The organism is Kribbella lupini, assembly GCF_039529595.1.
GTDB lineage: Bacteria > Actinomycetota > Actinomycetes > Propionibacteriales > Kribbellaceae > Kribbella > Kribbella lupini.
In genome coordinates, this window is record NZ_BAAANC010000002.1 from 2,086,140 (window position 1) to 2,106,676 (window position 20,537).

The following is a 20,537-nucleotide window of genomic DNA, read 5'->3' on the forward strand; positions in this document are numbered from 1 at the left end:
GATGACCGCGCCGGTTCGGATCGGCAACGCGTCGGGGTTCTACGGCGACCGGTTCAGCGCGTTCCACGAGATGGTGACCGGTGGGCCGCTCGACTACGTCACCGGTGACTACCTCGCCGAGCTGACGATGCTGATCCTCGGGCGGGACCGGTTGAAGGATCCTTCGCTCGGCTACGCGCGGACGTTCCTCAAGCAGCTCGAGACCGGGCTCGGGGAGGCGCTCGATCGCGGGGTGAAAGTGGTCAGCAACGCGGGTGGGTTGAATCCCGCGGGACTGGCGGAGGCGATCGATGGACTTGCCGACAAGTTGGGGCTCCAGGCGAAGGTAGCGTTCGTCGAGGGTGACGACCTGCTGCCGCGGGCTGATGAGCTGGGCTTCGGTACGCCGCTGACGGCCAACGCCTACCTGGGGGCCTGGGGAATCGCCGAGGCGCTGCGCGAGGGCGCGGACGTCGTGGTCACCGGACGGGTGACGGATGCGTCGGTGATCGTCGGGCCGGCGGCAGCGCACCACGGCTGGCGCCCCGACCAGTACGACGAACTGGCCGGCGCCGTCGTCGCCGGGCACGTGATCGAGTGCGGCTGCCAGGCGACCGGCGGGAACTACGCGTTCTTCCACGAGCTGCGCAACCTCGACCGGCCCGGGTTCCCGATCGCGGAGATCCACGCCGACGGGTCGAGCGTGATCACCAAGCACGACGGCACCGGCGGCGCGGTCACGATCGACACGGTCAAGGCCCAACTGCTGTACGAGATCACCGGTGCCCGGTACGCCGGGCCGGACGTGACCACGCGGCTCGACACGATCGAGCTGAGCGACGACGGGCCCGACCGGATCCGGATCAGCGGGGTACGCGGCGAGCCGCCGCCGCCGACGTACAAGGTGTCGCTGAACAGCCTCGGCGGGTTCCGCAACGAGGTCGACTTCGTGCTGACCGGGCTCGAGCTGGAGGCGAAGTCCGAGCTGGTCCAGCGGCAACTCGAGCGCGGTCTGACCCGGAAGCCGGCCGAGCTGAAGTGGTCGCTGACCTGGACCGAGCAGCCGAACGCTTCGAGCGAGGAGCTGGCGAGCGTGCTGCTCAAGTGCGTGGTCAAGGATCCCGATCCGAAGGTCGTCGGCCGCGCCTTCTCCAGTGCGGCGGTCGAGCTGGCGCTGGCGAGCTACCCGGGCTTCCACGTGACCCGGCCGCCGGAGGACGGTTCACCGTACGGCGTGTTCACGGCGGGGTTCGTCGACGTCGGCGAGGTCGAGCACGTGGTGGTGCTGCCGGACGGGTCGCGGCGGGTGATCGCACCGGCTGTTCAGACGCAAGTGCTGGAGCCCGCGGCGGACGCGGAGTTGCCGATGCCTCTGCCGCAGCTCGTCGCAGCAGGACGTCCGGCACGGCAGCTGACGCGGGAGGTGCCGCTCGGGCGAGTGGTCGGCGCGCGAAGCGGCGACAAGGGCGGCGACGCGAACGTCGGGGTGTGGGTGCGGAACGAGACAGCGTGGCGCTGGCTCGCGCACACGCTGACGATCGGGCTGTTCAAGGAGTTGCTGCCCGAGACCGAGGACCTGCGCGTGACGCGGTACGTGCTGCCGAACCTGTGGGCGTTGAACTTCGTCGTCGAAGGGTTGCTCGGCGAGGGCGTGGCGTCGCAGGCGCGGTTCGATCCGCAGGCGAAGGCGGTCGGCGAGTGGCTGCGGTCGCGGTACGTCGACGTACCGGAGGTGTTGCTGTGAACGACTTCCGGAAGTCCGTACGACGGTTCATGGCGGCGGAAGTGCTGCCCGACCTGGACTCCTGGGAGCGGGCCGGCGAGCTGCCGCGCGAGCTGCACAAGAAGGCCGGGGAGCTGGGACTGCTCGGGGTCGCGTTTCCGGAGGCGGTCGGTGGCGGCGGCGGGTCGCTGGCGGACGCGATCGCGGTCGTCGAGGAGATGCACTCCAGCGGCGGGTCCGGCGGGCTGGTCGCGTCGCTGCTGACCTGCGGGATCGCGCTTCCCCATATCGTTGCTGCAGGCAATCAAGCGCACATCGACCGGTGGGTGCGGCCGACGCTGGCGGGTGAGCTGATCGGATCGCTCGCGATCACCGAGCCGGACGGCGGGTCCGACGTCGCCTCGCTGCGGACGACGGCGCGGCGCGACGGGGACCACTACGTCGTGAACGGCGCGAAGACCTACATCACCAGCGGTTCCCGCGCGGATTTCGTCACGACCGCGGTACGGACGGGCGGTCCCGGTGCCCACGGGATCTCGCTGCTGGTGATCGAGCGTGGGCACTTCGAGGTCTCCCGCAAGCTGGAGAAGATGGGCTGGCTGTGCTCGGACACGGCCGAGCTGTCGTTCACCGACGTCCGGGTTCCGGTCGAGAACCTGGTCGGCGAGGAGGGCACGGGCTTCGTCCAGCTGGCGCAGAACTTCGTCGCGGAACGGCTGACGCTCGCCGTCCAGGCGTACGCCGGAGCGCAGCGCGCGCTCGACCTGACCGTCGAGTGGTGCCGGGCGCGCAGGACCTTCGACCGGCCGCTGATCTCACGGCAGACCGTGCAGTTCACGTTGACCGAGATGGCGCGGCGGATCGACGTCGCTCGGGTCTACGTCCATCACGTGGCTGAGCGGGCGTCGCGCGGTGAGGACGTGATCGCCGAGGTCTGCTTCGCCAAGAACACCGCCGTCGAGGCCGGGCAGTGGGTCTGCGACCAGGCGCTGCAGCTGCACGGCGGACTCGGCTACATGCGCGAGTCCGAGGTCGAGCGGCAGTACCGCGACCAGAAGATCCTCGCCATCGGCGGGGGCACCACGGAGATCCTGACCGGCCTGGCCTCGAAACGACTGGGGTACACCGCATGAGCAACCGCGAAGCGATGCTGGAGAAGCTCGCAGCGCTCGACGAGGAACACCAGAAGGCGCTGGCGGGTGGCGGCGAGAAGTACGTCGCCCGCCACCACCAGCGCGGCAAGCTGCTCGCCCGGGAGCGGATCGAGCTGCTGATCGATCCCGACTCGGCGTTCCTCGAGTTGTCGCCGCTGGCCGGCTGGGGATCCGACTTCACCGTCGGCGCGAGCCTGGTGACCGGGATCGGCGTGGTCGAGGGCGTCGAGTGCGTGATCACCGCGAACGACCCGACGGTCAAGGGCGGCGCGAGCAACCCGTGGACTGTGAAGAAGGCGTTGCGGGCGGACGAGATCGCGCGGGCGAACCGGTTGCCGGTGATCAGCCTGGTCGAGTCCGGCGGCGCGGACCTGCCGACGCAGAAGGAGATCTTCATCCCGGGCGGCGCGATGTTCCGGAACCTGACCCGGCTGTCGGCCGAGGGGATCCCGACGATCGCGCTGGTGTTCGGCAACTCGACCGCGGGCGGCGCGTACATCCCGGGGATGAGCGACTACGTGGTGATGGTCGACGGCGGCGCCAAGGTGTTCCTGGCCGGGCCGCCGCTGGTGAAGATGGCGACCGGCGAGGACGCCGACGACGAGTCGCTCGGCGGGGCAGCGATGCACGCGCGCGTCTCCGGGCTGGCGGACTACTTCGCGGTGGACGAGCCCGACGCGATCCGGCTCGGGCGGCAGATCGTGTCGCGGCTGAACTGGAAGAAGCTCGGGCCCGCGCCGGCGTCGTCGTACGAGGAACCCTGGTACGACGCCGACGAGCTGCTCGGGATCGTGCCCGGTGACCTGAAGATCCCGTTCGATCCGCGCGAGGTGATCGCGCGGGTGGTGGACGGGTCGGTGTTCGACGAGTTCAAGCCGCTGTACGGGTCGTCGCTGGCGACCGGGTGGGCGTCGGTGCACGGGTATCAGGTCGGGATCCTGGCGAACGCGCGCGGGGTGCTGTTCTCGGAGGAGTCGCAGAAGGCGGCGCAGTTCATCCAGCTCGCCAACAAGTCGTCCACCCCGCTGGTCTTCCTGCACAACACGACCGGGTACATGGTCGGGCAGGAGTACGAGCAGGGCGGGATCATCAAGCACGGCGCGCAGATGATCAACGCGGTCTCCAACTCGAAGGTGCCGCACATCTCGGTGCTGATGGGGGCGTCGTACGGCGCCGGGCACTACGGGATGTGCGGGCGGGCCTTCGACCCGCGGTTCCTGTTCGCCTGGCCGTCGGCGAAGTCGGCGGTGATGGGACCGCAGCAGTTGGCCGGCGTCCTGTCGATCGTCGCTCGCGCGGCGGCGTCCGCGAAGGGGCAGCCGTACGACGAGGACGGCGACGCGGCGATGCGCGCGTACGTCGAGGGGCAGATCGAGGCGGAGTCGCTGCCGATGTTCCTGTCCGGGCGGCTGTACGACGACGGCGTGATCGATCCGCGGGACACGCGGACCGTGCTCGGGCTGTGCCTGTCCGCGATCCACTCGGCGCCGGTGGAGGGCACGTCCTCCTTCGGCGTGTTCAGGATGTGATGACGATGATCAGCTCGGTACTTGTCGCGAATCGTGGGGAGATCGCCCGGCGGGTGTTCCGGACCGCGCGCTCGCTGGGACTGGGGACCGTGGCGGTGCACTCGACCGCGGACGCTTCGGCGCCGTACGTCGGGGAGGCGGACGCGGCGGTTCATCTGCCGGGGCATGCGGCCTCGGACACGTACCTGCGGGTGGACTTGGTGATCGCGGCCGCGCGGGCCGCGGGCGCGGACGCGGTGCATCCGGGGTACGGGTTCCTGTCGGAGAACGCCGCGTTCGCCGAGGCGGTTCTCGAGGCCGGGCTGACGTGGATCGGGCCGCCGGTCGCGGCGATCGCCGCGATGGGGTCGAAGATCGAGGCCAAGAAGCTGATGGACGCGGCGGGGGTGCCGGTCCTGCGGCAGCTCGCGGCTGGTGATGTCACCGATGCGGACCTGCCCGTTCTGGTGAAAGCCTCGGCAGGTGGCGGCGGGCGGGGTATGCGGGTAGTCGAGTCCCTGGCGGAGCTGCGCGCGGAGATCGCGTCCGCGGAGGCCGAGGCGTTGTCGGCGTTCGGGGACGGGACGGTGTTCTGCGAGCCGTACCTGGCGAGCGGGCGGCACATCGAGGTCCAGGTACTGGCGGATTCCTTCGGGACCGTGTGGGCGGTTGGGGAGCGGGAGTGCTCGATCCAGCGGCGGCATCAGAAGGTGGTGGAGGAGTCGCCTTCGCCTTTGGTGGAGCGGGTTCCGGGGATGCGGGACGCGTTGTTCGAGGCGGCGCGGAAGGCTGCTGAGGCGATCGGGTACGTGGGGGCTGGGACGGTCGAGTTCCTGGCGGACGAGAGCGGGAAGTTCTACTTCCTGGAGATGAACACGCGGCTGCAGGTCGAGCATCCGGTGACGGAGTCCGTGACCGGGCTGGATCTGGTGGCCTTGCAGTTGTCGATCGCCGCTGGTGAGGCGTTGCCCGCTGAGCCGCCGGAGCCGGTGGGGCATGCGATCGAGGTGCGGCTGTACGCGGAGGATCCGGCGCAGGACTGGCAACCCCAGACCGGAAAGCTTCACAGATTTGCCCTTGCTGGGAGTGAGTTCACCGCCGGTGGGTTGCGGAGTGGTGCTCCTTGGGTGCGGGTGGATTCGGGTGTGGTCGACGGGTCGGAGGTTTCGCCGTACTACGACTCGATGCTGGCCAAGGTGATCGTCTGGGCGCCCACGCGGGAGGTGGCGGCGCGGCGGTTGGCGGTCGAGTTGGAGCGGGCGGAGATCCACGGAGTGGTGACCAACCGGGAGCTGCTGGTGTGGGTGCTGCGGCATCCCGCGTTCGTTGCCGGGGACACCGATACCGGGTTCTTCGACCGGTACGGCGTGGGAGCGGAGAAGCAGGAGGTCGAGCTGTCCGCGTTGGCGGCTGCACTGGCGGACGCGGCGCGCAATCGCGCGAGCGCCAAGGTGCAGGGCCGACTGCCGAGCGGGTGGCGGAACCTGCCGTCGCAGGCGCAGCGGAAGTCGTACGCCGTGGGCGGCTCGACGTACGAGGTGTCGTACCGGCTGACGCGCGACGGGCTCGTCACCGACGGAGACGTGACGCTGGTCGAAGCGTCGGCGGACTTGGTGGTGCTGGAGGTGGGCGGCGTCCGGCGGCGGTTCCCGGTGGCGGCGTACCCGGGGCTGGTGTGCGTCGGGTCGGTGCAGCTGGTGCCGGTGGAGCGGTTCGCGGATCCGGCGGACCAACTGGCGGCTGGGTCGCTGGTGGCGCCGATGCCGGGATCGGTGATCCGCGTCGCGGTGGAAGTGGGCGACGAGGTGAAGCAAGGGCAGGCGCTGCTCTGGCTGGAGGCGATGAAGATGGAGCACACCATCTCCGCCCCGGCCGACGGCGTCGTGGTCGAGCTGAACGTCGCCAAGGGTGAGCAGGTCGAGGTCGGGGCCGTTCTGGCCGTCGTACGAGGTGGGGAGGACGCATGAGTTTCGTCGAGACCGAGGAACGCCGGGCGTTGCGGGCGGCGGTGAGCGAGCTCGGGCACAAGTACGGCTACGCCTGGTTCACCGAGAAGGCGCGGAGCGGCGGTCAGACCACCGAGCTGTGGCAGGAGGCCGGCAAGCTCGGCTACCTCGGCGTGAACCTGCCCGAGGAGTACGGCGGAGGCGGCGGCGGGATGGCCGACCTGTCGATCGTGCTGGAGGAGCTCGGCGCGGCCGGGTGCCCGCTGCTGATGATGGTCGTCTCCCCCGCGATCTGCGGCACGGTGATCAGCCGGTTCGGCACCGACGGGCAGAAGCAGCGCTGGCTGCCCGGGCTCGCGGACGGCTCGGTGACGATGGCGTTCGCGATCACCGAGCCGGACGCCGGGTCGAACTCGCACAACATCACGACCACCGCCCGGCGTACGGACGACGGCTGGTCGCTGTCGGGCCGGAAGGTCTACATCTCCGGCCTCGACGTCGCCCAGGCCGTCCTGGTCGTCGGGCGGACCGAGGACGCGAAGACCGGCCGGCTCAAGCCCGCGCTGTTCATCGTTCCCGTCGACGCGCCCGGCGTCGAGTTCCGGCAGATCGAGATGGACCTGATCAGCCCGGACAAGCAGTTCTCGTTGTTCCTGGACGACGTGACGCTGCCCGCGGAGGCGCTGGTCGGCTCGGAGGACGCGGCGTTGCTGCAGCTGTTCGCCGGGCTCAACCCCGAGCGGATCATGGCCTCGGCGTTCGCGATCGGCATCGGCCGGCACGCGCTCGGCAAGGCCGTTGCCTACGTCAAGGACCGGCAGGTCTGGAAGACGCCGATCGGCGCCCACCAGGGGATCTCGCACCCGCTGGCCCAGGTCAAGATCGAGCTGGAGCTGGCCCGGCTGATGATGCAGAAGGCGGCCGCCCTGTACGACGCGGGCGAGGACCTGGCCGCCGGCGAGGCCGCGAACATGGCCAAGTACGCCGCCGGCGAAGCTTGCGTCCGCTCGACCGACCAGGCGGTCCAGTCGCTCGGCGGCAACGGCATGACGGTCGAGTACGGCGTCGCGTCGCTGGTCGCCGCGGCCCGCGCGACCAGGATCGCGCCGGTCAGCCGGGAGATGATCCTGAACTTCGTCGCGCAGCATTCGCTGGGTCTACCCAAGTCGTACTGAGTCCGCCACAGTCGTGCTTCACAGCTTCGGAAAGGACCGCCAGCCATGGTGATCTACAGCGAGTTCCCGCCGGTGGAAGTGCTCGACGTCCCGATCCACGAGGCGGTGCTCGGCCGCGCCCAGGAGTACGGCGACCGGCCGGCCCTGGTGGACGGGGTCAGCGGCCAGGAGATCAGCTACGCGCAGCTGGACGCGATGAGTCGCCGGGTCGCGGCCGGCTTCGCCGAGCTCGGCATCGTCAAGGGTGACGTGATCGCGCTGCACAGCCCGAACACGATCCTCTACCCGGTCGCGTTCTACGGCGCGACCCGGGCCGGGGCGACCGTGACGACGGTCAACGCGCTCTACAACGCCGCCGAGCTGCACAAGCAGCTGGTGGACTCGAAGGCGAAGTTGCTGGTGACGATCTCGCTGTTCCTGCCGCTGGCGACCGCCGCGACCGAGGGCACGGATGTGCGGGAGATCCTCGTCTGCGACCAGGCCGAGGGGTACCGGTCGGTGATGGAGCTGGTCGCCTCGACCGGACCGGAGCCTGTCGTTGCGATCGACCCCGCCGAGGACGTCGCCGTGCTGCCGTACTCCAGTGGTACGACGGGCGCCGCGAAGGGCGTGATGCTGACCCACCGCAACATCGCGACCAACATTGCCCAGGCCCAGGCGACGTTCACGATGGGCGAGGACGAGCGGATCATCGCGATCCTGCCGTTCTTCCACATCTACGGGCTGAGCGTGCTGATGAACCTGCCGCTGCGGGCCGGCGCGACCGTCGTGGTGCTGCCGAAGTTCGACCTGGACCAGTTCCTCACCACGCTGGACCAGCAGCGGATCACCCGCGCGTTCGTCGCGCCGCCGATCGTGCTCGCGCTGGCCAAGCACCCGGCGGTCGACGGGGTCGACCTGTCCGCGCTGCGGTACGTGACCTCGGCGGCGGCGCCGCTCGACGCCGAGCTGGCCGAGGCGTGCGCGAAGCGGCTCGGGCTGCACGCCGTACTGCAGGCGTACGGGATGACCGAGCTGTCGCCCGGGACGCACGCCGTACCGCAGGACGCTGTCGATCCGCCGGCCGGTGCCGTGGGCAAGCTGTTCCCGTCCACCGAGATGCGGCTGGTCGGTGCCGATGGCAACGATGTGGGCGCCGAGGAGACCGGTGAGATCTGGATCCGCGGACCGCAGGTGATGAAGGGGTACCTGGGACGCCAGGCCGAGACCGACGCGACGATCGACCCGGACGGCTGGTTGCACACCGGCGACATCGGGCGGGTGGACGAGCGCGGCTACCTGTACGTCGTCGACCGGGTCAAGGAGCTGATCAAGTACCACGGGTACCAGGTGCCGCCGGCCGAGCTGGAGGCGATCCTGCTGACCGACGACCGGATCGCGGACGCGGCGGTGATCGGCGTACAGGCCGACGGCAACGAGGTGCCGAAGGCGTTCGTCGTCCCGATGCCGGGCAGCGGGCTGACCGAGCAGGACGTGATCGACTACGTCGCCGAGCGGGTGGCGCCGTACAAGAAGGTGCGGCAGGTGGAGTTCATCGAGGCGGTGCCGAAGGCCGCGTCGGGCAAGATCCTGCGGCGCGAGCTGAGGGCACGGGAGGCCACGGGTGGCTGAGCCGCTGCGCGCTCCGCAGCAGGATCGCAGCCGGGCGACCCGGCAGAAGCTCCTGGAAGCTTCGGTCGAGTCGCTGGCCCAGGTCGGCTACGCCGCGACGACGGTCGCCGTCGTCGCGGCGCGCGCCGGGGTGTCGCGCGGCGCGGCACAGCACCACTTCCCGACGCGAGCGGACCTCTTCGAAGCCGCCGTCGAGTACATGACCGAGGTCCGGCTCGCGGAGATCCGCTCCCAGGCCGCGGCCTTGCCGGTCGGCGCCGGCCGCACCGAGGCGATCGTGTCGATGCTCGCCGACGTCTACACCGGCCCGCTCTTCCGGGCGGCGCTGCACCTGTGGGTCGCGGCGTCAACAGAGGAGCCGCTACGCCGGCAAATCGTCCGCCTGGAGGCCCACGTCGGCCGACAGGCCCACCGGGCCCTGCTGGAGGTGCTCGACGTGAGCGAGAAGACCCCCGGCGTACGGGAGACGGTGCAGGGCGTCCTGGACATGGCCCGGGGGCTGGGCTTGGCCGACCTGCTCACCGACGACGGCCGCCGGCGGCGCGGAATCGTGCGGCAGTGGTCGAAGATCCTGGACCAGGCGCTAGCGAACTGAGGGTCTCCGCGGGATCAGTGCCGCCAGACGGTGCCCTGTCGGTCCCGCCCGATCCACTGCTCCAGAGCAACGACGACGTCCGGAGCACCGAGCTCGCGCTCCAGCAACCAGCAGGCCAGGTCGACGCCGGCGAACCAGCCGCTGCCACAGGTGACCAGGTCCCCGTCGTCGACCACCCGCGCGTCGATCACCTCGGCCCATTCGGCCAGCCGCCCGAAGTCAGCCCTGTGAGTGGTGGCCGGCCGCCCACTGATCAAGCCGGCCGCGCCCAGCAGCAGCGCGCCGGAGTCGATCCCGGCCAGGATGAGCTGTTCACCACCAGCCGCCTTCGCCTCGGCCAACTGCCGTGGGACGACCCCGCGCTCGATTTCCTCCAGGACCCAGCCACCGGACACCGCCAGCACCCGCGCCGTCCCGGGCGACCACGGCACCAGGTCGCTGAACGTCGAGCCGTAGCAACCCGTCACCTGGCTCGCGCCGTCCGCCGTCACGAGGTACGGCTCCACCGCCAGCCCCCGGCGCTGGGCGTTGGCGAAGACCGCGAACGTCGTCAGCGCGTCGACCTCGGCGACTCCTTCGAACATCAGTACGTCAATCCGCATCCGCTCATCGTCGTCCGGAGGATCGGGGCAATCCCAGTGGCGGGAAAGCCATCCTTCGCTAGATTCGAGCCATGCACCTCGTGGCGGTTCTCGCACTCGACGGCGTGATCGGGCTCGAGCTCACCGGCGCCTGCCAGATCTTCGCTGCCGCGACCGGCCGGACCGACGGTGAACGCCTGTACGAGGTCCGCGTGTGCGGCGACCGCGGTGGGACGAGCGTGCGGGCGTACGACCGGCCGGTGTTCCGCGCCGAGGCGCCGTACGACCTGACAGCCGCGCTGACCGCCGAGACCGTCATCGTTCCCGCGTCCGTCGAGCCGTCGCAGGACGTGGTCGAACTGGTTCGCGAGGCGCATCGGCGCGGCGCACGGATCGCTTCGATCTGTACCGGCGCCTTCGTGCTTGCGGCCGCCGGCGTGCTGGACGGGCGCCGGGCCACGACCCACTGGGACCACACGGCGAAGCTGGCCCGGCGGTATCCCGCGGTGGAGGTCGTCACCGACGCGCTCTACATCGACGAGGGAGAGGTGCTGACGTCGGCCGGTGTGACTGCAGGGCTCGATCTGTGTCTGCACCTGGTCCGTCGCGACCACGGCCTGGCGGTCGCGGGGGCGGTCGCGCGGCGCCTGGTGATGGCGCCGCATCGCGACGGCGGTCAGGCGCAGTACGTTCCGGCACCTGTTGTTACAGGCAACGATTCGCTGGCACCGCTGCAGGACTGGATGACCGCCCATCTGGCCGAACCGCTGACGCTGGCGGCCGTGGCCGCCCAGGCGTCGATGAGCACCCGGACGCTGAGCCGAAGATTCCGTGCGCAGACCGGCACCACGCCGTTGCAGTGGCTGATCAACCAGCGTCTCCACCGTGCCCGCGAACTCCTGGAGACCACGGATCTGGGCATCGACCAGATCGCCGCGGCTACCGGCTTCGGCAGCGCGGTGGTCCTGCGCCAGCACTTCACCCGCGTGCTCAGCACCACACCCACTCGCTATCGCCGAACGTTCGCGCCGCCCGCCAGGGGAGACATCCGGCCGCGCGGAGGAGGATCTGGTGAGGTCTAGCCGAGGTTGCCGATCCAGTCGCCGGGCAGCGGGTCGGGCTGGAAGGCCACGAAGACGAGGTCGTCTGCTTCGGGGTGGAGCGGGTCGAACAGGACTAGGGCCGTGTCGGCGGTCGGGATGGCCGAACGGTTCTCCGCGCGGCGGGTGACCCAGCGGTCCGTGCCCTGCAGGTCGGTGAACTTCACGACGACGTCGGCGCCCACGACGGAACGCTGGCCCTGGTCGTTCTGCGAGGTGCGGATGGAGAGGTCGGTGATGGCGCCGGTGACCTTGCGGCCTTCGGTCAGGAGTCGGTTCCGGTCGGCGATCTGCCGGCGCAGGCGCCGGTTGTGCTTGATCGCGTAGACGGTGACGAGGGCAGCGATCACGAGCAGGAGCGCCGGGAGCCAGACGTCAGCGCGGTACATGACCCAGCCGAAGGCGCTCCAGCTCTCGTCCTCGTGGAAGACCGGATCGACCTTCGTGCCGACCTGGAGCGGGGTGGTCCAGGTCGTGGTGTCGGCAAGGACTCCCGCTGCGACGGCCAGCACCACCACCGGCGTCTGCCGGATCGGCTGCTTCTCGCCGCCTGTGTAGGCAGCGATCAGGTGCCTGGTCACGCCGCCGGTCAGCATCAGCCCGAAGACGCCTACGACCAACAGCACCGGCAGAGTGGCCAGCCCGAGGAAGCCGCTGTCCACTGCTGGATCGTTGTCGGCGAAGCTGCTGTCGATCACCCCGCTGCGGAGCAGGTCGACCATGGTGCCGATCGCCAGGCCGCAACAGAAAGCAGCGCCCAGCTGAGCGATTCCGGCCACGATCGCCCCGGCGAGAAACTTCGGCTGACCTTGCCGGCTGAGGCGCTGGGCACGCCGGGCCGCGACCGGATCCACGGTGCTCAAACTGTTCCCCCCAGGTCCGAGATCGAGGCAACAGAGTAGCCGTCAGGGAGCCGACCCAGGTCGGTTGTCGGATTCTGGGGGATGCGTTCGTGGAGAAGGCAACCGAACAAGTCCGCGACAGGAGAACCACGATGAACGACCAGGCCAGGCCATCCACCAGACCGTTTCGCTTCGGGGTTGTTACGCCGGTCGATTCCGACCTGCGGACGTGGCGGGACCGTGTGCGCCGCATCGCCGACAGCGGCTACTCGACGTTGCTGATGCCCGATGTCCCTACCTGGCAGCCGGCTCTCGGCCCCACGCTGGCGACCGCGGCCGCGATCACCGACCTGCGGATCGGTTCGTGGGTCTATGCCGCCGCGCTGCGCGAACCATGGAGCACGGCCTGGGAGGCCCACTCACTGTCAGTACTCACCGAAGGCCGCTTCGAGATGGGCATCGGCGCCGGCCGGCCCGGGATCGAAGTGGAACTGGGGCTGCCCGCCGTCTCCGCCGCCGAGCGTCGCGCCAGGATGCGCGAGACCGTCGCCGCCCTGCGGCGGTTCGACGGCCCTGACCTGCACACGCCGGTGGTGATGGCGGTCAGCGGAGCGAAGTCGCAGGCGCTGGCGCTGGAAGTCGCTGACGCGGTCACGTTCGTCCTCTCGGCGGAAGAAGGCCGGGCCGAAACCGCCAAGCGGGCCGGCGACTTCTCCGGCGGCCGAGACATCGAACTCGTCCAGCACATCTCCGCCGTCGGTGACGGTGTCGCGCCGTACATGGCCGCGCCCGACCTCGACACCGCGGCGCTTCGGGCCGCCGACTCGCTGCTCATCCTCCCTGCTGATCCTTCGGCGGCCGCCGAAGAAATCCAGCGCCGGCGTGAGGAGATCGGCTTCTCGACCTTCGTCATCGGGGCCAACTTCGCCGACACACTCGCGCCGGTCGTGGCCGACCTGGCCGGACGGTAGGCGCCGGCGATCACTTGCTAGCGGGTTGAGCGTTGTTTGCGGCTTGCGATGCGCTGGTCGACCTTGGCGGCGAGGAGGTCTGGTTCGCATTCGGCCAGGTGGTCGCGGACCAGGAGGTGGATGAAGGCGTACTCGCCGCGGCCGGTGCGGGTGAGGACGTAGCGGTCGGCGGCGTACTGGAGGAAGGCTCGGCGGCGCCAGGGGAGGTAGCCGGTCCAGCGGAGGAGGAGGCCGTGCATCAGGCGGGAGATGGGGCCGGCGAAGAGGGCGGGGCGGCGGCGCCAGGCTTTGGCGGCTACTACGCCGGTGACGATTCCCAGGATTGCTTCCAGTTGGGTCCAGGCTGGGTTGGCTCCTAGGGCCAGGGCGACTGTTACCGCTGCGGCCAGGCCGGCTACTACCCAGAGGTCCATCAGGTCGCGGGCGTCGTCGTACTGGCGGACCAGGTGGTCCATGGGGAGGGCCTTGACCACACGGATGCCTTGGGCAACGATCAGGCCGGCTGCGGCGGAGGCCAGGAAGGCGTCGGGGTGGTCCAGCTGGGTGAGGACCAGGGTGGTGCCGACGGTGACGACGGCGAGCCTGGCCAGGAGGAGGGCTCGGCGGCGGGGGCCGTTGGAGACGATCAGCTCGAAGCCGTACGACGCGGTGACGGCTCCTGCTAGGAGGAGCAGGGCCAGCCATCTGGGGAGGGCGGCGAAGACCGCGGCGCCTGCTAGCGCTGAGGCGAAGCCGGCTACGGCACCGGTGGCTGTCATGGCTGCGGCGACCAGGGCGCTGGGCTGGCCTGGGCTCTTGCGGAGCGGCTGCCACGGGCGGGGGCGGATGTGGACGAGCAGCAGGCTGGTTGCTCCGACGGCTACGCCTGCCAGTACGCCGTACAGGGCGGTGATGGCTAGTGCCGCTCCGCCGACCAGGCCGGCGAACAGGGCTGGCAGGCAGACGCGGTGGACCAGGTAGCCGATGGAGGGGAGCGACAGGCCGTACCAGCCGTTGGGGGTGAGCCAGCGCGGTACGGCGGTGCGGTCGCCGGCTCGGGTGCGGGTCCACCAGGCCAGGCACCACAGCGAGCGGAGGGCTGTGCGGGAGTCGTACTGGCGGCTGGCCGGGCGGTGGCGGGAGAGCACCTCGGAAAGGAAGGTGTCGAACAGGTCGCGCCGGTGGTCGGCGACCGCGCCCGCGGCCACCTCCTCGGCGTCGCGGCCCTGGTAGGCGAGGGCCATCACGTTGAGCATCAGCGGTGAGGTGATCAGGTCCCAGAGGTCGTCGTCCTGCTCCATCGCGGCCCGGGCGCCGGCCAGCTCGGCGCCGACGGAGGTGAAGTAGTCGAGGACCTGACGGCGGGTCAGCGGGCGGATGCGCACCGCGCCGTACAGCTTGAGGGGCTGCGGGAGGCGGGCGTAGTCGGCGATGCGGCAGGTGACCGCGAGCTGGCCGACCAGGTAACGCTGCTGGAGCTCCTCGAGGGCAGGAGCGAGCTTGACTCGGTGCTGGAGGGCTATCTCGTCCACACCGTCCAGCAGGAGTGCCAGCTTGCCTCGGCGCAGCCAGACCCGGCCTACGGCGGCGGGAATCTGGTAGCGGCTGTGGAGGTCGCGGAGCAGCCAGCGGACGAAGCCGGCCAGCAGCGGGCTGTCGCCAGGGTCGTCGTCCTCGCGCCTGGTGGTGATCGGACCGGTCCAGCCGGAGAGGTCGACCAGGACAGGGATCGGCTGATCGGGGTCGTTGCGTGCGTTGGCGGCCAGGGTGCGGGCGAGATCGAGCAGGAGGGTCGTCTTGCCGGCGCCGGGAGCGCCAAGGATGAGCATCGAGTCCTGCAGGTCGTCGAACGCCTTCGCGATGTCGGCGTTCTCGCGGATCTCCGGCTCGGTGCCGTGCAGCGGCTGGACCAGGAGGTCGTACGGGCGGACGACGGCATCCGGGCTCTCGTCGAGGTCGAGTGCGAGCCGGGTGTACTGCGCCAGCGAGCCGGCGACGCGCTCGGACAGGTAGCGGTCGACGCGGGCCAGGGCGTTCGGGCGGTTCCGGGGCTGGTCTGCCGAGCGGATCGAGAGGGTACCGGTGCGGCGGCTGCGGAGCTCCCAAACGCCGGTGACGATCGCGATCAGCCAGAGCACGCCGATCGCGGGCCAGGTCCAGTCGACGTACGGCGCGAGGAAGGCGGGGGCGGTGCCGCCGGTGCCCACGTTGATGGCGATCGGGAGGAGGACCAGGGTGAGGGAGAGGGTGAGCACGACGAGGACGACCCTCAGCACGCCGCGCATCCTCACCCACGGAGAGTATCCACAGGTTGGTCCCCCGTGCGCGGCCCGGCGGTGCGTTCCACGACGTGGTTCCCGGATCGTGGAATGGTTGTGTATTCAGCTAGGTTGCGGTTTGTCATGACTACTGAGCAGACCGACCGGGCGGCCGTCGGACTACGGTCCGAACGCGGTCCCATCCTGTTGTCGGTGATGCTCAGCGTCGGCCTGGTCGCCATCGACGCGACGATCCTCGCGACCGCCGTACCGGCCGTGGTCGAGGACCTCGGGGGCTTCACGCAGTTCCCCTGGCTGTTCTCCATCTACCTGTTGGCCCAGGCGATCTCGGTGCCGATCTACGGCAAGCTGGCCGACCTGCGCGGGCGCAAGCCGATCATGCTGCTCGGCGTCGGGCTGTTCGTGCTCGGCTCGATCCTGTGCGGGGTCGCCTGGAGCATGCCCGCGCTGATCGCGTTCCGGCTGGTCCAGGGTCTGGGCGCGGGAGCGATCCAGCCGATCGGGATGACGATCATCGGCGACATCTACTCGGTCGCCGAGCGGGCCCGCGTGCAGGGCTACATCGCGAGCGTCTGGGGCATCTCGTCGTTCGTCGGCCCGGCGCTCGGCGGCGTGTTCGCGGACTACATCTCGTGGCGCTGGATCTTCTTCGTGAACATCCCGCTCGGCCTGGCCGCCGCGTGGGTGCTGGTCCGGCGCTTCCAGGAGAACGTCGAACGAGGGTCCGCCAAGCCGCAGATCGACTACTGGGGGACGATCCTGCTCGCCGTCGGTGGGTCGCTGCTGCTGCTCGGGCTGCTCGAGGGCGGCGTGATGTGGGCGTGGGACTCGGTCCCGAGCATCGTGATCCTGGCGGTGTCGGTGGTGCTGCTCTTCGCGTTCGTCCTGGTCGAGCGGAAGGCGCCCGAGCCGGTGCTGCCGCTCTGGGTGCTCGGGCACCGGGTGCTGAACTCGGCGAACTCGTCGGCGCTGCTGATCGGTGTCCTGATGGTCGGGCTGTCGACGTACGTGCCGCTGTACGCGCAGGGCGTGCTGGGGACCAGTGCGCTGGTCGCCGGGTTCGCGCTGGCGGCAATGACGCTCGGGTGGCCGATCGCGGCGTCGCTGGCGGGCAGGGTGTACCTGCGCGTCGGCTTCCGTACGACGATGCTGCTCGGCTCGGTGATCGTGGTGATCGGGTCGGCGCTGCTGCTCACGGTGTCGTCCGACAGTTCGGTGCTGTATCTCGCGCTGGCCTGCTTCGTGATCGGTCTGGGGTTGGGCTTTTCCGCGTCGCCCGGTGTCGTCGCCGCGCAGTCGTCGGTCGACTGGCAGAGCCGGGGCGTGGTCACCGGCGCCAACATGTTCGCCCGGTCGGTCGGCAGCGCGGTCGGGGTCGCCGTCTTCGGCGCGGTCGCGAACGGGGTCGTCGCGTCGCGGGTCGGGGCTGCGCACGAGGACCTCGAGCACCTGTCGGGCGACGTACTGGCTCCGGCGATCCACGACGTGTACTACGGCGCCGCCATGGCGGCGGTGCTGCTGGTGGTCGCGGTGGTGTTCATGCCGAACCGCGTCGAGGAAAAGGCCCGCGGCTAGGCGCCGCGGCGCGAGGAACGCGGTCGCTGGGCGCTTGCGGTGGTCGTCGGTCAGGCGCCGCGGGACTCGGCGACGCGGCGGAGCCAGTAGCGGAACCAGTCGGGGCCGTAGGGGACGTAGACGCGGGTGGGGACCTGGCGGGTGCGCAGGTCGTCGAGGGCTTCGGGGCGGACGCCGAGGAGTTGCTCGACGGAGACCTGGTCGGTGGCGAGCAGGACTGCCTCGCGGAGGCGGGCGTCGTGGGTGGCCAGGGACCAGGGGGTGCTTTGCCCGGCCAGTTTGGCGGCGAGGCGCAGGTAGGCGATGTCGGTGGGCTCGCCGTACGGGTGGGCTCCGCGCGGTTCGACGTACGCGCCCTTGACCAGGCGGAGGTGGACGCCCGCGGCGATCAGCGTGTCCGCGTCGGAAGGGGACCTGACGAGGTTGGCCTGCAGGGTTGCGCCGAGGCGGTCGGCGAGGCCGCGGGCTGCTACGTCCTGGACGCAGGCGAGGACCCGGTCAGTGCGGGCTGCGTCCTCGGCGCCGACCTGGATGCGGCGGCCGGGCGGGAGGGCGGCGGCGATCTCGGCGAGGAGGTCGGCGGCACCGGCGGGGTCGACGTCGAGGGCGAAGTGGGAGAGGTCGACGGAGAGCCAGACGTCGGCCGGTGGTTCGGGGAGGAGCTTGGCCAGTTCGAGGTAGTCGTCGGCGACGCGGCGGGCGTCCGTCGTACTGGTGGAGAGCTCGCCGAACAGGTCGACGCTGACGCCGTGTCCCTGGGCGAGGAGGCGGGTTGTTCGGTCCAGAGCCTCGGCGCGGGTGCGGCCGGCGACGTACCGGGACGCCGCGCGATAGGCGGCCTCCTCGCCTCCTGGGACGCGCTTCACCAGGCGCTCGAGTCGTTCGTCGGTGGCCAGCTTGAAGAGGATCGCCCGGTCCGCACGCATCCGCCGAGTCTGCCGGTCGGAGCGGGTCATTTAGGTTGGGAGGATGCGCGAGGTCGACTGTGTGGGGGCTTTGATCCGGGATGCGTCGGCGCGGGTCTACGTGCACCGACGGACGGCGTCGCGCCGGTTGTTCCCGGGGATCTGGGACATCGTCGGCGGGCACGTCGAGGCTGGGGAGACGCCGGAGGAGGCGCTGGCGCGGGAGGTCTTCGAGGAGACCGGGTGGACCGTGCGCGAGGTGCTGGCGACGGTCGCGGACTGGGAGTGGTCGTACGAGGGACGGGTACGGCGGGAGCTCGACTACCTGGTCACGGTCGACGGGGATCTGTCGTCGCCTCGGCTGGAGGAGGGGAAGCACGACGCGGGGGCATGGGTCGGAGCGGACGACGTCGAGTTGCTGATGGTCGGGCGGACCGACGGAGATCGACGGTTGCTGGAGATCGTGGCGCACGCCGTACGGATGCGGCTGACCGAGCGGCTGGCGCTGGTGCCGATCGGTGGGCCGGAGGAGGTCCTGGGCGGACACGGGCCGGACCTGGAGCGGCTGCACGCGGATCCGTGGGTGGCTGAGTGGTACGCCGAGACGCTGTCGGCCGACGCCGCGATCGAGCGGGCGTCGAGGGCGCGGGCCGCGTGGGAGCGCGACGGGGTGCACAAGTGGATGGCGTACGAGCGGGTCGGTGGGGAGGTGGACGGGAGCGGGGCGCCCGGCGGGCGCTGGAGCGGAGGACCCCTCGTCGGGCGCGGTGGGTTGTCGCGGATGCGCGCCGAGTCGGCGGTGACCGAGCAGATCGCGGCCCTGGTCGGGGCGGAGTGGGCGGCTGACCGGCTCGAGCTGGGGTGGGCGCTGGTGGAGTCGGCGCGGGGGCGTGGATATGCGACCGAGATCGGGGCGGCTGGGTTGGAGTTCGCGTTCGGGACGCTGGGCGCTCGGGCCGTGATCGCGTTCACCGAGCGGCACAACCGCGCGTCGCGGGCGGTGATGCAGCGGCTGGGGATGGAGTACGCCGGCGAGATCATCGCGGAGGGCCTGGTCGAGGGGTTGGAGGATGTCCGGCCGGATGCGCCGTTCGCGGTCCATGTGATGGCCCGGGCGGACCAGAAGCGGACCTGAATCGCTCTGACCTGCGAGTTTGCCGAATCAGAGCGCGGACACGAAGCGGGTCAGCAGGTCCGCGAAGGTCTTCCGCTCCTCCGCGGACCAGGTCTCCATGGCGGCGGCGAAGCGGGCTTGGCGGTACGCGTGGGCTTCGGCGAGGCGGGCGTGGCCCGCGTCGGTGAGCAGCAGGACGGTTCGGCGGCCGTCGCGCTGGTCGGCTTCACGGCGTACCAGACCGGCAGCGACCGCGGCGGCGACGAGCTTGCTGGCGCGGGGTTGGTCGACACCGAGCGCCTCGGCGATGCCGTTCACGCCGAGCGGAGCCGCCTCCAGCGCGTCGAGGACCTGCTGACTCGCGTCGCCACCGGCCTCACCGGCGAAAACGCGACGGGTCTGGCGACGGCGTACGGCGATCATCGCGGCCTCGACCTCGGCGACCGGATCGGCGCTGGGCATCCACGTCCTCCAGATATATGCTCATTGACATGTACATGTCAGAAGACAACAAGCCTATCGGGTGGTGGCTGAAGGAGCTGGACCGGCGGATCGAGGCGTCGTTCGAGCAGGTGCTGGCGCAGGACGGGCTGGACCGCCGGCAGTGGCAGGTGCTGAACGCGGCCGCGGGCGACGAGCCGATCGCCGTGGCGCTCGCGCCGTTCCTGAGCGGGACCGACGAACTGGCCGCCGTGATCGCGCCACTGGAGGCGCGCGGCTGGCTGGTCGGCGAGGAGCTCACGCCCGACGGCCAGGCCGCACTGGAGGCGCTGACCGCACGGGTGACCGCGCACCGGCGGCAGGTGACGGCCGGGATCGACGCCAAGGAGTACACCGTGACGGTCGGCGTGCTGCGGCGGATGGCGGCCAACCTGAGCGCGGCGGCGTCGCCGGAACGGGGCTGACGCCGTACGAACAGCTCCGCTGCGTGACCACCCAGGCGCGGTGGTCACACAGCGGAGCGGGCCTCTGGGGGCGGCTCGCGATGAGGTGCGCGAGCCGTCCGTGTCCCGCGCCGGAGGTCATCTCTGACAAATCCGCCCGATCTCCGGCGGGGAACACTGACCCCAGCCTCTGACCCGAGGTGTCGGTCAGAGGTGGTTGGAACGGCTGGGCGGCGGCGACACAGGGACTCAACCGCCTGCCCAGCCGGGCTGGTGGGCGGCGCGGTCCGGAGCTGAGGAGTGCTCCGGACCGCACCTGGGTTGGTGTCCGGGGACTGAGGAGTGTCTCCCGGACCTTTCCGTGCACTGCTACCTGGACGTGAGGAGACTCCAGGGCGCAGCCGCTCGGGTCTGAGGAGGACCCGAGCAGGTCTAGTGGTCCGAACCGTCCTGGGGCCCGAGGAGGTCGTTGGTGACCCGCAGGCCGGCGAAACGCCTCCGCATCGCCTGCTCGTAGCGCGCCGCCAGCGGTGCTTCGGCGACGTACTGCGCGATCACGTGCTCGCCGAACCAGACCCGCACCCGGCGGCGGTGCTGCCTCGACGTCATCTCCGCG

The 20,537-nt window shown here is 70.6% G+C and carries 18 protein-coding genes; 12 read left to right on the forward strand and 6 right to left on the reverse strand.

The genetic code is table 11. The features are described 5' to 3' along the window. The first annotated feature begins 1 nt into the window (after position 1). The 7 genes from ABD235_RS23280 to ABD235_RS23310 are packed head-to-tail and all read left to right on the forward strand — an operon-like array spanning position 2 to position 9,691. Positions 2-1,723 (forward strand): acyclic terpene utilization AtuA family protein, encoded by a 1,722-nt coding sequence (locus tag ABD235_RS23280; protein WP_344177463.1) that lies wholly within the window; start codon positions 2-4, stop codon positions 1,721-1,723. After that, positions 1,720-2,835, forward strand: coding sequence for an acyl-CoA dehydrogenase family protein (locus ABD235_RS23285; protein WP_344177464.1), 1,116 nt, complete (start codon positions 1,720-1,722; stop codon positions 2,833-2,835). Before ABD235_RS23280 ends, ABD235_RS23285 begins: the two co-directional genes overlap by 4 nt. Beyond that, on the forward strand, positions 2,832-4,385 hold the full coding sequence (locus ABD235_RS23290) for an acyl-CoA carboxylase subunit beta (protein WP_344177465.1): 1,554 nt from the start codon (positions 2,832-2,834) through the stop codon (positions 4,383-4,385). The genes ABD235_RS23285 and ABD235_RS23290 overlap by 4 nt, the downstream gene beginning before the upstream one ends. After that, the gene (locus tag ABD235_RS23295; RefSeq protein ID WP_425553161.1) at positions 4,385-6,331 is read left to right on the forward strand and encodes an ATP-binding protein; all 1,947 of its coding nucleotides are present in this window, start codon (positions 4,385-4,387) and stop codon (positions 6,329-6,331) included. Before ABD235_RS23290 ends, ABD235_RS23295 begins: the two co-directional genes overlap by 1 nt. Further along, positions 6,328-7,485 carry an acyl-CoA dehydrogenase family protein gene (locus tag ABD235_RS23300; protein ID WP_344177467.1) on the forward strand — a complete coding sequence of 386 codons (1,158 nt, stop codon included), beginning with the start codon at positions 6,328-6,330 and terminating at the stop codon, positions 7,483-7,485. Before ABD235_RS23295 ends, ABD235_RS23300 begins: the two co-directional genes overlap by 4 nt. 45 nt (positions 7,486-7,530) lie before the next feature. After that, complete coding sequence (locus tag ABD235_RS23305) at positions 7,531-9,096, forward strand: 4-coumarate--CoA ligase family protein (RefSeq protein ID WP_344177469.1); 1,566 nt, start codon at positions 7,531-7,533, stop codon at positions 9,094-9,096. Next, positions 9,089-9,691 (forward strand): TetR family transcriptional regulator, encoded by a 603-nt coding sequence (locus ABD235_RS23310; RefSeq protein WP_344177471.1) that lies wholly within the window; start codon positions 9,089-9,091, stop codon positions 9,689-9,691. Before ABD235_RS23305 ends, ABD235_RS23310 begins: the two co-directional genes overlap by 8 nt. Before the next feature lie 14 nt (positions 9,692-9,705). Here ABD235_RS23310 and ABD235_RS23315 read toward each other — a convergent pair whose 3' ends face one another. Then, on the reverse strand, positions 9,706-10,293 hold the full coding sequence (locus ABD235_RS23315) for a DJ-1/PfpI family protein (RefSeq protein ID WP_344177473.1): 588 nt from the start codon (positions 10,291-10,293) through the stop codon (positions 9,706-9,708). Positions 10,294-10,364: 71 nt separating this feature from the next. On the opposite strand from ABD235_RS23315, the gene ABD235_RS23320 reads away from it, so the two are divergent. After that, positions 10,365-11,354, forward strand: a complete 990-nt coding sequence (locus ABD235_RS23320) for a GlxA family transcriptional regulator (protein ID WP_344177475.1) — start codon at positions 10,365-10,367, stop codon at positions 11,352-11,354. On the opposite strand, the gene ABD235_RS23325 is transcribed toward ABD235_RS23320, so the two are convergent. After that, positions 11,351-12,226 carry a hypothetical protein gene (locus ABD235_RS23325; protein WP_344177477.1) on the reverse strand — a complete coding sequence of 292 codons (876 nt, stop codon included), beginning with the start codon at positions 12,224-12,226 and terminating at the stop codon, positions 11,351-11,353. The genes ABD235_RS23320 and ABD235_RS23325 overlap by 4 nt on opposite strands. Positions 12,227-12,366: 140 nt before the next feature. On the opposite strand from ABD235_RS23325, the gene ABD235_RS23330 reads away from it, so the two are divergent. After that, positions 12,367-13,185: an LLM class flavin-dependent oxidoreductase gene (locus tag ABD235_RS23330; protein ID WP_344177479.1), complete on the forward strand. Its 819-nt coding sequence runs from the start codon at positions 12,367-12,369 to the stop codon at positions 13,183-13,185. Positions 13,186-13,202: 17 nt separating this feature from the next. On the opposite strand, the gene ABD235_RS23335 is transcribed toward ABD235_RS23330, so the two are convergent. Continuing rightward, a complete protein-coding gene (locus tag ABD235_RS23335; protein WP_344178720.1) occupies positions 13,203-15,449 on the reverse strand; it encodes an NACHT domain-containing protein in 2,247 nt (748 codons plus the stop codon). A 117-nt stretch (positions 15,450-15,566) separates the two neighbouring features. Here ABD235_RS23335 and ABD235_RS23340 point away from each other — a divergent pair, with 117 nt between their 5' ends. Then, positions 15,567-17,018 (forward strand): MDR family MFS transporter, encoded by a 1,452-nt coding sequence (locus ABD235_RS23340; RefSeq protein WP_344177481.1) that lies wholly within the window; start codon positions 15,567-15,569, stop codon positions 17,016-17,018. A 50-nt stretch (positions 17,019-17,068) separates the two neighbouring features. Here ABD235_RS23340 and ABD235_RS23345 read toward each other — a convergent pair whose 3' ends face one another. Then, on the reverse strand, positions 17,069-17,944 hold the full coding sequence (locus tag ABD235_RS23345; protein WP_344177483.1) for a proline dehydrogenase family protein: 876 nt from the start codon (positions 17,942-17,944) through the stop codon (positions 17,069-17,071). Between the two features lie 43 nt (positions 17,945-17,987). Between ABD235_RS23345 and ABD235_RS23350 the strand changes: the two genes are divergently transcribed. Next, the gene (locus ABD235_RS23350; protein ID WP_344177485.1) at positions 17,988-19,058 is read left to right on the forward strand and encodes a GNAT family N-acetyltransferase; all 1,071 of its coding nucleotides are present in this window, start codon (positions 17,988-17,990) and stop codon (positions 19,056-19,058) included. Between the two features lie 27 nt (positions 19,059-19,085). On the opposite strand, the gene ABD235_RS23355 is transcribed toward ABD235_RS23350, so the two are convergent. Continuing rightward, complete coding sequence (locus ABD235_RS23355) at positions 19,086-19,499, reverse strand: MarR family winged helix-turn-helix transcriptional regulator (RefSeq protein ID WP_344177487.1); 414 nt, start codon at positions 19,497-19,499, stop codon at positions 19,086-19,088. Between the two features lie 29 nt (positions 19,500-19,528). On the opposite strand from ABD235_RS23355, the gene ABD235_RS23360 reads away from it, so the two are divergent. Beyond that, positions 19,529-19,942: a MarR family winged helix-turn-helix transcriptional regulator gene (locus ABD235_RS23360; protein WP_344177489.1), complete on the forward strand. Its 414-nt coding sequence runs from the start codon at positions 19,529-19,531 to the stop codon at positions 19,940-19,942. Positions 19,943-20,353: 411 nt separating this feature from the next. On the opposite strand, the gene ABD235_RS23365 is transcribed toward ABD235_RS23360, so the two are convergent. Then, positions 20,354-20,530 (reverse strand): hypothetical protein, encoded by a 177-nt coding sequence (locus ABD235_RS23365; protein WP_344177491.1) that lies wholly within the window; start codon positions 20,528-20,530, stop codon positions 20,354-20,356. Positions 20,531-20,537: the final 7 nt, after the last annotated feature.

Excerpts from the sequence above, each read along its gene's own strand:
- ABD235_RS23280 (WP_344177463.1), top strand. The coding sequence starts at position 2 with ATGACCGCGCCGGTTCGGATCGGCAACGCGTCGGGGTTCTACGGCGAC.
- ABD235_RS23290 (WP_344177465.1), top strand. The coding sequence starts at position 2,832 with ATGAGCAACCGCGAAGCGATGCTGGAGAAGCTCGCAGCGCTCGACGAG.
- ABD235_RS23295 (WP_425553161.1), top strand. The coding sequence starts at position 4,385 with ATGACGATGATCAGCTCGGTACTTGTCGCGAATCGTGGGGAGATCGCC.
- ABD235_RS23300 (WP_344177467.1), top strand. The coding sequence starts at position 6,328 with ATGAGTTTCGTCGAGACCGAGGAACGCCGGGCGTTGCGGGCGGCGGTG.
- ABD235_RS23305 (WP_344177469.1), top strand. The coding sequence starts at position 7,531 with ATGGTGATCTACAGCGAGTTCCCGCCGGTGGAAGTGCTCGACGTCCCG.
- ABD235_RS23315 (WP_344177473.1), bottom strand. The coding sequence starts at position 10,293 with ATGCGGATTGACGTACTGATGTTCGAAGGAGTCGCCGAGGTCGACGCG.
- ABD235_RS23320 (WP_344177475.1), top strand. The coding sequence starts at position 10,365 with ATGCACCTCGTGGCGGTTCTCGCACTCGACGGCGTGATCGGGCTCGAG.
- ABD235_RS23330 (WP_344177479.1), top strand. The coding sequence starts at position 12,367 with ATGAACGACCAGGCCAGGCCATCCACCAGACCGTTTCGCTTCGGGGTT.
- ABD235_RS23335 (WP_344178720.1), bottom strand. The coding sequence starts at position 15,449 with ATGCGCGGCGTGCTGAGGGTCGTCCTCGTCGTGCTCACCCTCTCCCTC.
- ABD235_RS23340 (WP_344177481.1), top strand. The coding sequence starts at position 15,567 with ATGACTACTGAGCAGACCGACCGGGCGGCCGTCGGACTACGGTCCGAA.
- ABD235_RS23345 (WP_344177483.1), bottom strand. The coding sequence starts at position 17,944 with ATGCGTGCGGACCGGGCGATCCTCTTCAAGCTGGCCACCGACGAACGA.
- ABD235_RS23350 (WP_344177485.1), top strand. The coding sequence starts at position 17,988 with ATGCGCGAGGTCGACTGTGTGGGGGCTTTGATCCGGGATGCGTCGGCG.
- ABD235_RS23355 (WP_344177487.1), bottom strand. The coding sequence starts at position 19,499 with ATGCCCAGCGCCGATCCGGTCGCCGAGGTCGAGGCCGCGATGATCGCC.
- ABD235_RS23360 (WP_344177489.1), top strand. The coding sequence starts at position 19,529 with ATGTACATGTCAGAAGACAACAAGCCTATCGGGTGGTGGCTGAAGGAG.
- ABD235_RS23365 (WP_344177491.1), bottom strand. The coding sequence starts at position 20,530 with ATGACGTCGAGGCAGCACCGCCGCCGGGTGCGGGTCTGGTTCGGCGAG.